9 protein-coding genes are annotated in these 10,947 nt (G+C 34.7%); all 9 read right to left on the bottom strand.

What is annotated here, in order from left to right; genetic code table 11:
* Nucleotides 1-35: 35 nt before the first annotated feature.
* Entirely contained in the window at nt 36-725 is a 690-nt protein-coding gene (locus tag Fsol_RS02075; RefSeq protein WP_108673243.1) for a peroxiredoxin, read from the bottom strand.
* Between the two features lie 120 nt (nt 726-845).
* Entirely contained in the window at nt 846-2,054 is a 1,209-nt protein-coding gene (locus Fsol_RS02070) for a dihydrolipoamide acetyltransferase family protein (RefSeq protein WP_267895675.1), read from the bottom strand.
* Between the two features lie 69 nt (nt 2,055-2,123).
* Nucleotides 2,124-3,692, bottom strand: a complete 1,569-nt coding sequence (locus tag Fsol_RS02065) for a glycosyltransferase family protein (protein ID WP_108673241.1) — start codon at nt 3,690-3,692, stop codon at nt 2,124-2,126.
* Between the two features lie 177 nt (nt 3,693-3,869).
* The gene (locus Fsol_RS02060) at nt 3,870-4,970 is read right to left on the bottom strand and encodes a hypothetical protein (protein ID WP_108673240.1); all 1,101 of its coding nucleotides are present in this window, start codon (nt 4,968-4,970) and stop codon (nt 3,870-3,872) included.
* A gap of 15 nt (nt 4,971-4,985) precedes the next feature.
* A complete protein-coding gene (gene trmD, locus Fsol_RS02055; protein ID WP_108673239.1) occupies nt 4,986-5,705 on the bottom strand; it encodes a tRNA (guanine(37)-N(1))-methyltransferase in 720 nt (239 codons plus the stop codon).
* Entirely contained in the window at nt 5,677-6,570 is an 894-nt protein-coding gene (locus tag Fsol_RS02050) for a glycine--tRNA ligase subunit alpha (RefSeq protein ID WP_108673238.1), read from the bottom strand. The genes trmD and Fsol_RS02050 overlap by 29 nt, the downstream gene beginning before the upstream one ends.
* A 26-nt stretch (nt 6,571-6,596) precedes the next feature.
* Nucleotides 6,597-9,146 carry a translation initiation factor IF-2 gene (gene infB, locus Fsol_RS02045; RefSeq protein WP_108673237.1) on the bottom strand — a complete coding sequence of 850 codons (2,550 nt, stop codon included), beginning with the start codon at nt 9,144-9,146 and terminating at the stop codon, nt 6,597-6,599.
* Nucleotides 9,147-9,418: 272 nt separating this feature from the next.
* On the bottom strand, nt 9,419-10,330 hold the full coding sequence (rpsB, locus tag Fsol_RS02040) for a 30S ribosomal protein S2 (protein ID WP_108673236.1): 912 nt from the start codon (nt 10,328-10,330) through the stop codon (nt 9,419-9,421).
* A gap of 154 nt (nt 10,331-10,484) precedes the next feature.
* Complete coding sequence (locus Fsol_RS02035; protein WP_108673235.1) at nt 10,485-10,901, bottom strand: nucleoside triphosphate pyrophosphohydrolase family protein; 417 nt, start codon at nt 10,899-10,901, stop codon at nt 10,485-10,487.
* Between the last annotated feature and the right edge of the window lie 46 nt (nt 10,902-10,947).

Below are 10,947 nucleotides of genomic sequence, written 5' to 3'. Positions count from 1 at the left end.
AACATGAAAAATGATTTTTTAACAATTTCTCTTAGTTACGAATTAGAAGTGTTGATATACTTCTTCATTCCATCAACATTTGGTACCATCGCTGCTTCTCCCTTCTTCCAATTTATAGGACATACTTCGCCGTATTGTTTATTATGCTCTATTGCATCGAGCACTCTTAGTAATTCATTAGTATTTCTTCCTATCGCTAATTCGTTAACAGTTTGATGTTTGATAATACCATCTTCTCCTATGATGATAGCTGCACGCAGCGACACGCCAGAGTGATGTAAAACACCAAGAGCGACAGATAATTCTTTATTTATATCAGAAATCATAGCATGCCCCATTTCTCCGATGCCACCGTTCTCCTTACTAGTCGTGGCATAAGCTATATGACTATAGTGAGAATCAACACTTACTAAGAAGACCTTAGTTTTTCTTGATTCAAATTCACTTTTCATTTTATTAAGTGCTATTATCTCAGAAGGGCATACAAAGGTAAAATTTAAAGGATAGAAGAAAAATAACACTTTATATCCTGTGCACCAAGTCATGATGCTATGTAAAGTAGCATCACATATTGCGAATTTTCCCTCTTTTTGTACTGCTTCTGATGGATTACTATGCGTTCCTAAATATGAAGGGATTTTTGATAAATCAACCGCCGAATCGCCAGATACGATCTTTACCTTACAATCAGGGAAATCTCTAAATGAACAACCTACTATGGACATTCTAAAATACAATATTTAATTAACAGAATACTATCGAAAACGAAAAAGAACGCAAGTACTTGACAGTATTTTTGATGATATAAGAAAAATTCTTGTAGAGAAGTGAAGTGAATTATGTCACTACATTATCAGCGACATGCTATTTTCGACATAAGATTTTATATCATTGATGAAAAGAGCTGCATCTACGCCGTCTATAACCCTATGATCACAAGCGAGTGTTATCTCGATTGTTTGAGATGCTACGATATTTCCTTCGCTGCTTACAGTAGGTTTATGAATTGCACCTCCTATAGCAAGAATAGAAACATGTGGAGGATTAATAATCGGTAAAAAGCTTCTAATGCCATACATGCCAAGATTTGAAATTGTAATGCATCCACCAGAAATTTCGCTATGTCGTAAAGAACGGGAACGCGCTTTCTGCGCTAATTCAAGTACTTCTGTGGAAATATGCAGTAAAGACTTTTGCGCAGAATTTTTGACAACTGGAGTAAATAATCCATCCTCTACAGAAATTGCAATTGCAATATCTGCGAAGTCATGCTGAAGCCATTTTTCTTCTTCAAAAGAGGAGCGAAATTTATGATGTTTTTGTAATGATAGAGCGGTAGCTTTTACGAAAAAATCGTTGATGGAGATTTTTTTATCCAAATTCGCTTTTTTCATACTGTCATTTAGCGACTTTCTAATCGATAGCAGATTATCAATATTGCACTCAACAGAAATGTAGAAATGAGGTATATTCTTTTTAGAAAAGCTTAATCGTTCCGCTATTGCAGCGCGCATCTTTGTGAATGAAAGCGTAGTATTAGGAGTGCTACTATCGCTTGCAGTAACTGCAATTACTTCTTCAACATCTCTTTTTACTATTCTAGAGTACGGGCCACTTCCTTTTATATGCTTGATATCCACTTTATGATCCATTGCCAATTTTCTAGCTATTGGAGATATAAATATTCTTTCTTCTTGAGAAGTGGAAGGGGCAGCTATATCGATACTCTTATTTTTATCTACTTTCTTATCCTCTTCACTTTTAGGAGGCGTAGTATGTGTTTGTAGAGCAGTAGCATTTAATATCGCTTCTATATCCGCTTCTGATTCGCCTTCTTCCAAGATAATAGCAATTAACTCCTTTACCTTGACGTTAGAAGTACCTTCTGAAACTAAAATTTTCCCTAAAACACCAGAATCTGCTGATTCAAATTCCATTATTGCTTTATCCGTTTCTATCTCAGCAATGACATCTCCGGATGCTATGACGTCGCCTTCTTTTTTTAGCCACTTTATCAAATTTCCTTCTTTCATTGTAGGGGAAAGAGCTGGCATCAACAACTTAATAGACATTTCTAAGTGAACTGAATAGTGATATCTGAAGAGGATTATTATAGGAATAGCTTAAAAGATAAAGCTGTTTTTGTGTTCTTCCAATATCATTTTTAACAGTGCTTTATCTGTCTTATTTTCAGTTTCAAATAGTTGTTGTAGTATTTCGTATGCTTCTTCGCTATTTCCTAGATCTTTTATCACGTTTCGTACTATGTGAATGTACTTTTTATGCGCAACGATAATTACTGTGTCAAATTCCCAAATTACACTATTATCTTGTGCCATTAGCAGCATTGGCTTTTCAATGAACAGTATATTACCATCCGATAACGTTATATTCTCGGAAATATTGTGCGCTAAGAAATCATGCAACAAATCTTCAAACGAATACATTGTAAATACTCGTTTCTCTGTCAATGACTGAGGCTTTTCATGACTTTCTATTTCCGCCTTTGCATATTTCGCTTTCAGTTCTTTTATTATAATTTTAGCGCTATCTTGGCATTCATATGTTATGTTTTGCGAATCACTTTTTGATTCAAAAGTTGCATGATGTTGATGTAAAAACGCTTGAAAAGAGTGTACAGGTTCTCTTTCTTGAGAAGCAATGTTGTTTTGCGCGATATTTAGATGAGGCAATTGCGCATTCTCGATGTCCATCTTAGAGGTATGATATACTTCATTCCAATTTACGGATTCTGAGTAATCTTCAGGCGTACATACGATTGCATTATCCGAGTATCTTAGAATAGATTGTGAGAAGTCATTATATTTTGGATATGATGATAGTACTTTTTGAATGCTAGCGTCGGTAGAAATTTCTTTTATTATGAATGAACGTTCTGTCTTAATATCATCGTTCGTAAATAATTTCTTTGTTTCTTGAAAACAATCACTCATATGAAGTTGAAAGCAATCGCATAGCACTTTTAGCGAGGAGTAGTATACTCCAATTTCTGAAAGATACGTGTGATTGTTTTTACCACCTTTAATCGCTGTTCTCGTAGGCGATTCACTGTAACTTTTTATAGAGTTTTTGATTTTTGCTATAGTTTTTTTAGAATACGGTGTTTCCGGAAATGATTTAATATCATGTAATGTGTTATTAGGTATTATTTTATCTCCTTTGATCTCTATATATGAGGTATTTTCATCAAAATAATTTGTCGGTGCAGCAAAACATAATACCTTACTAAGGTGCATATTATTACTTTTTGCTTTTGCGATACATTTTGTTATAGCATGCGTATGAAAAAGATCGAAATTGATCGTTTTGATATGAGATAACATTGTGCAAATTACTTGATGATTAGCCGTCATTGCAGCAACTGAAAGAAGATACTGTATAGCAAGCATCAGTGATACTGCACTACCATATATCGAATCTTCGCATAGCAGTATTGCCTTTCGCACGCCAATTTCATGCAATTGAGAGATTACTGTATTCTTATATGCAAGATTTGTGCATATCAGCATCGGTTGAGTAAATTTATCATAAAAACGCAAATTCAATATGGTATTTTGAAATAAGCTAAGCGCCGTGATATAGGATTGCGAAAACTGCCTCTCAGATGAAACGTAAGCATCATTGGATAAATAATCCTTATGATCGCATAGTATAATGTTTGTACTAGACATCTTTCATACTCCTTTTGAGGTTGAATTTATAAAAAGTATGCTTACTGCACATTAATGTTTTTAATTTATGCAGTATGCTACATATCTGTTTCGTTCACTACAAGGAGAAAAGTATATTGTAGACGCTAAATTTAGGTGGTTACTAAAATGATGTTAATAAATCTAAAGTATTGCCGTTTATTTTGATACTACTTCTTTCTTTATAAGCTGTAGTGTTTTCATGAATGTCATAAAATCGTTATTTGTTTTCCCTGAAAAAGTCATGCCATTTTTTTTATCATAAACGAGATGAATGCTGGATTCGTCTCCCTTTATGTCTTGTGATATAAATTCTATGAGACGCACGATAGCTATCTGTAGTTCATACTCTGATATTTCAGCTGCACTTTTATTGTACTTCTCAAAGAAACTTTGATAAAATTGCCGTACTAAGTCTGTAATTGTAGTACTGATGCCTTTATAGTTCTGAAGCTGAATAACAATATTTTGTGACTTCACGTATGACATATCTGTATCAGCATTAGAGTCTTGAAAAGCGCTAAAAGTATAAAAAGATATATCGCCACTTGCTTTTATAGAGTATGTACCGCTTTTTAGGAGGAACTTTTCTATCTTATATGCATTCTCTTCTTTTTCTTCATGATTTATGAGACGAGCATTTAGTGAGTATATTTCGTTGTTTGAGTTAATGTGGTTTTCATTTGTATTTTCGAAATGTATTTTGATGTCTATTAAGCGCTCATTCGTAGGATTTCCTATTATATTGACATAACACTCCCTTAGAAAGATCTTTTCTTGATTATCTATGTACAGTTTTGCATTACTTAACATTGACTGAAATGAAAAGTATTCAGCTACGTCCTTAGTATTCTTATTCGCAGGTATAGATAATTTAAATTGATTGTAATCTCGTAAGATAATGTGAGATTTTAAAGGTATTTTATAATCTGTAGACTGATATATGTTCGCCTTTACCTCACCTAAAAGTTCTACATCCGTAGAGACACTATTACTTGTTACTTTTATTTTATCAAAGAGTACTTCAGCTTTAAAAATTGGCAGTGCTCCTACTATTGTAACATTGTTTAAAATGAGGGAACTACTTTCTTGTGTAATGGAAGCGCAGTCGAGAATAAAGCCATGAGAAGCAAATTTCTCTTTCAGAAGATCTTCAAAGCGATTTTGATTGATATCTTTTTGTTGAGAAAAATAAAGAAAAGCTACTATTATTGCGATACAAGATATGAATACTGGTATTAAAATGTACGTTTTCTTCATAAATAAGAGTGATATTTAAACATCTTTATTATTATTGAACTTTTTCTTCATTAAAAGAGTTTTTCTTTTAGCTTCAATCTTTCTTATATCTTGAATATTTTTATGATGACCGGATAAGAAAATCTTTGGTACTTCTAAGTCACGCCAAATACGAGGCTTAGTATATTGAGGATATTCTAGAAGAGCGCCTAATTCTTGATCGAAAAGTGAAAATGACTCTTCATTCAGAGGATTAAGATTATCGCCTTTTGTGATGAAGGTATCGCTTAATAACCTCACACACGCATTGATAATTACTAGAATTGGAATATCTCCAGAAGAGAGAATGTAATCTCCTATGCTTACTTCTTTGATATTGTAATATTGCAAAACTCTTTCATCTATTCCTTCAAATTTGCCTGATATTAGTTGTATGCCTTGCTTTTGCGAAAAGTCTAAAGCCATTTTTTGATCAAACTTTATGCCTCTTGGAGAGGCGTATAATATTGGCTTATTTGGATTATCAGTTTCAAAAAAATCATCTATTGCATCTCCAAGAACATCCGCTCTTATTAACATTCCGTTTCCTCCGCCATATATTGTGTCATCCGCTTTTTTATGTTTTAGTTTAGAGTAGTCTCTTATATTTTTTACCTCTAAATTCCACCACTTACTTAATCCTCTTCCGATTACTGAATGCGCTAATGGTCCCGGAAAAGCTTCAGGATTAAGAGTTAAGATCTTTGTGCGCCACATTCTCACTTTCAAATTCTATCCATTCTTTACAACACATGGTCGCTACTTCTCTAAGTACTTTCATGTAAGAAGTTCTTTGCACGATGGTAATCATTTTTCTCGCTTCTAGTAAGTTAAAAAGATGAGCTGCACTAAGAAAGCAATCATAAGCTTGCATAACGAGGTTGATATTTTTCTCACGCGCTATCACCAATAGCCTCTTACATTCTGCAATGTTATCTTGAAAATGATTTAAAAGCATTTCCGTATTAGCATACTCAAAGTTAAAATGTGAATACGTTTCTTCCTGTTTTTTAAAAAGTTCACCGTATGTGATGCCAGATGGAGACCAGATTATATCCCAAAAACTGTCAACATTCTGTACGTGCATCGCTAATCTCTCAAGACCATATGTTATCTCGCATGGTACTGGATTGCATTTTAAGCCTCCAATTTGTTGCATGTAAGTAAATTGTAAAATTTCCGTTCCGTTCAATTGCAATTCCCATCCTAATCCTGATGCGCCTAAGGTAGGATTTTGCCAATCATCTTCTATAAAGCATATGTTATTACTTTCTACTTTCAGTCCTATATTACGGAGACTTTGCAAGCATAGTGCTTGTATGTTATCCGGAGAAGGTTTCATTATTACTTGTAATTGATAATAGAATTGCGTTCTATTTGGTGTAATAGCATATCTACCATCAGTAGGGCGGGTACTAGGCTGTACATATACAACGTTCCATGGATTTTTGGTAAGGCACATTAAAGCTGTAGCGGGGTGTGATGTACCAGCGCCGACTTTCATGTCATAGCCTTCCAATAGTATACAGCCTGATTCCATCCAAAATTCTATAAGTGCTAACTTGATATCTTGAAAAAACATCCTCGTACGAAAACATGAAAAAGATTTTATAACTTACGATACTCTACAATCTCCTCATATGCATGTATCACATCACCAACTGCAATATCATTATAATTTTCGAGACAAATACCGCACTCCACACCATTTAATACCTCTTTTGCATGTTCTGTGCCTTTTCTGAGAGATTTAATAGCGCCTTTATGTATAATGTTACCATTTCTTGTAATCCGAACTTTAGACGAAGATTTAATTACTCCAGAGAGAACTCTGCATCCCGCTATATTTATAGATTTTGCCGAAAACATTTGCCTAATTTCGGCTTCTCCAATGTCTTTTTCCGTAACTAGAGGCTTCATCATACCCGATACTTGTTCTTTTATGAAATCAAGTACTTGGTATATGGTATTATATGTACTAATTTCAATTCCAAGTGTTTTTGCCATTCCTTTTACCTCGCTACTACACTGAGTAGTATTGAAGCATATGATGCACGCATTACACGTAGAAGATAACGAGACGTCAGATTCTGTTGCCGCACCTACGCCGAGATGCATAATTCGTATATCTACTTCATCTGTTTGAATGCCACTTATTGCATGCTGTATAGCTTCAAGAGAGCCCTTTACGTCAGCTTTTAGTATTATCCTATATTCTTTATTTTTTGCTAACGTGTCGAAGGTAGCTCTATGCACTACAGTATCATCTACTACACTTTTCTGTGCAAGATTAGCAATTTCCTTAGCTAATTTTTCCGGCACGACATAGAACTTCTCCCCTACAGAGGAGCTATCATTCAGTCCTACTATACTTACCGGAGTAGAAGCTGTAGCTGCTGTGATACTTTCTCCAATGTCATTGTACATTAGTCTTATTTTGCCATGCTTTTGTCCAATATTGAGATAATCTCCAACTTTTAATACTCCGTTCAGTACTATAGCATTGATTATTGTTCCCATAGATTTGGTGACTTTCGCTTCAAGTACTGTACCTGAAGTAACATGACCATCAATTTCATGAACGTCTAGCATATCGCCATATGCTAATATAGTATCAAGCAAGATATCTAGTCCTTGCCCTGTTTTAGCAGAAATTGGAATAATAGGTACATCTCCTCCCATCTCTTCCGGGATGACATTTTCTTGAAGTAATCCATTTTTCACCAATGTTACATCCGCATTAGGACTATCCATCTTATTAGCTGCTACAATTATGTGAACATTTGATGCTTTAGCATGCCTTATAGCTTCTACTGTCTGTTGTTTTACTCCTTCATCCGCTGCTATTACAATAACTACGATATCAGTAAGGCTTGCACCTCGTGCACGCATCATAGTAAATGCTTCATGACCTGGAGTGTCCAAAAATGTTATCTTTTGTCCATTTTTGACAGTAACTTGATACGCGGCAACATGCTGTGTGATACCTCCATGTTCTTTTTTCGCTACCGCACTAGAGCGTAAAGTATCTAAAAGCGTTGTTTTCCCATGATCTATATGCCCCATTACCGTAACTATAGGAGGGCGTACTTTTTTATTACCAGAAGAATGACTAGCTAGATAATCATTCAGTATAGAAGCGGAAGTGCTAATTTTAGTATGTTTATGTCCAAATTCTTCAATAAGTAAAGCGGCAAGTTCGTAGTCTATAGTGTCATTTATAGTCTTTTTTTCTCCAAGCGAGATGAGTTTTTTCATCAAATCTGCTGCTTTTTCTGACATTCTAGAAGCTAATTCGCTTATTGTAATGGAGGTACCGATTTGAATTTCTCTAATTATTTTAGGCGCTGAAGTTTTATGTTTCTTCACTCTATCTTTTCTGAATTTCTTGGATGACACTATGTCACTCCAATCGGTCATTTCATCGATTTGTAATTTTGCAGCTTGAGAGGTATTTATCTTATGGATTTTAAAATTATCATGTACTCTTTTGACGTTACGTTTACGTTCCTCAGCTTCATTAAAAGTCTTATGCTTATTGACTTTGCTTTTTAGCGATTCTTTATGTAATTTTTGCGCTACAGGCTGTTGTTGCTGCGGCGCTGCTACTGCTGGAGTAGCTTCTTGCTGAGGTTTCTTATTGAGATTTTTAATCTTTTTCTCACCTTTGAGTATAGTAGCTAAAGAGACTTTTTTTATCGAATCTTCAGAAATCGTAAAAGGTGCACTATAATCGAGGCGAGGGCGGTGCCGCACTTGTTGTTTTGCAAGTGCTTTACTGTCAGTAGCGCTACTTTCAAGTGTGGTATTTGTATCAAGATCAGCTTCGAGAGCTTTTTCAATTTCGTCAGATTTTACAACTTTTTCAGCAATTGTATTTGAAGAAATCTTTCCTATTTTTCTAACTTTGTGAGAAGTTACTTCAGAAGTAGAAGATAGAGCTGCTTCATTTGCGGCTTTTAATCTCTCATGGTAAGGGATGTTACTGCTTTCTTCAGCATGTTCTACATGCGGAAGCTGCTCCACTACTGGTTCTTGTACATGTGCATCTGATGTATCTTCTTCAATGATTTTTCGAGCTATTTCAAAGGCATTCACCTTTAGCTTTCCTAAGCCAAGTATTTTCCTCGTACTGACCTCTTTTTTATCTTCTGACATCAGAATTTAAATATTAGAACGTTGAGAGGCATAACGATGTACGCAAAGTATACCGAGCAGACCCTCATCAAGCTTAGAGTAATATACAGATATTCACTGATAAATGCAACTCAATACCTTAGCATATTGCGAAAAAATCTAATATGAAAAGAAAGTTTTTCTTTAAACATATCGAAAACTTTTCCACCTCTTACCTCATCAATATCAACGCACGATGAGGCAAGAGCTGTAGTCAGCTTTTTTACAAAGGTGAGTTACAAATCCTTTTCAATTTACTCAGCTTTTTTACTACTTTCCTCTGTGGTATCAACTTTTGCATTTTCTGCAACTTCTAGAATAGGTTTTAAATTTTTCGAAGGATCTACAACAGAATTTCGAAGCTTTTTCACTTTTTCTCCTCTTTGCTTGTCATTACTAAAGTTTTCTCTCTTAGGATAGCTGCTTCTTCTACTATCACTAGTAGGATTTGCTAATCCTTCTAAAATAGCTTCTTTAGCCAATTTACAATAAAGTTCTATAGCTACTCTTGAATCATCATTACCTGGAATGATGTTATCTATACCTTCTGGATTAGCATTAGTGTCAACTATACTTATGATAGGAATCTTCATTCTCTTAGCTTCTTGTATCGCTGTCTTAGTTTCTATATTACCTATTACGAATAGCATGCTTGGCACGCCACCCATATGTCTTATACCAGCAAGCAATTTTAGCAAATTCTCATATTCTCTCTTTAAGATCAGCTTCTCTTTTTTCGTTAATGCACTGTTTTCACCTGATTCTAGCATTTTATCATATTTGTCCAGCTTTGATATCGAAGTAGAGAAAGTTTTCCAATTCGTTAATACTCCACCTGGCCATCTACCTTCCATGTAAAATTGCTTACATTCAATAGCATATTTCGATACGATACCAGCTGCTTGCTTTTTAGTAGAAGCGAACAGTATTTTACCTCCTTTACTTGCACAATCTCTTAGTATACGAAGTGCTTTTTCGAGATGTATCGCGGTAAGCTTCAAATTGATGATGTGCATTCCGCCTTGTATTCCATATATATATTTCTCCATTTTCGGATTCCATCTTCTTGGAGAATGTCCGTATTGCACATTTCCTTCTAACAAGGATTTAACGGTGAAAAGCCGTCCATAGAAAGCTTTACTGTCGTTCTGATTTTCTGTAGTCATTTTGCGTTTGGTTTTAAATTAGCATAAATAACAACGCACTCAGTACGCACCAACGCTATCTATGCAAGTTACAAAAAGAGGTTACGACCTCAATTTACAAGGTGAATGGTAGAAAATTCATTATTCTGATGTCAAGTAGGAATAACATCAGATATCATAATAATTCTATTTCAGGGTACTTTTCCGCTCTTTCTTCATAGTACGATGCTATCGTGCTACAATCACTTGGTATATCAAGGTATTTTGCGAATATACGCTCTTCAAAGCCTCCCTTTTTCTCTTTCTTTTCTTCTCTTTTTCTTTCTATCTCACTGCGCGATATCTTATAAAAAGAGGATATTGCATTTATCACCTCTAGTAGGTCTCCTATTTCTTCTATTAATTCTTCTTTATCTTTAAAATCTATCACTTCTTGTGCTTCTTCCATTAATTTAGCTTTTAAGCTATTTTCATATTCATCTTCCTCAAGTACTACGCATTCGAGCTTACAGCCGTGTTTTACGAGTTCGCTGTTAACATTAATTTTGCTACGAATCAGTTTATTCAATGCAAATCTTCTATATTTACTCATATTAATAATATATAAAATTCTGAAATATTTTCCTATATTATAGTAA

The organism is Candidatus Fokinia solitaria (genome assembly GCF_003072485.1).
Lineage (GTDB): Bacteria > Pseudomonadota > Alphaproteobacteria > Rickettsiales > Midichloriaceae > Fokinia > Fokinia solitaria.
The sequence above is the reverse complement of the archived record's forward strand: the minus strand, read 5'-3'. Positions and strand labels throughout refer to the sequence as shown.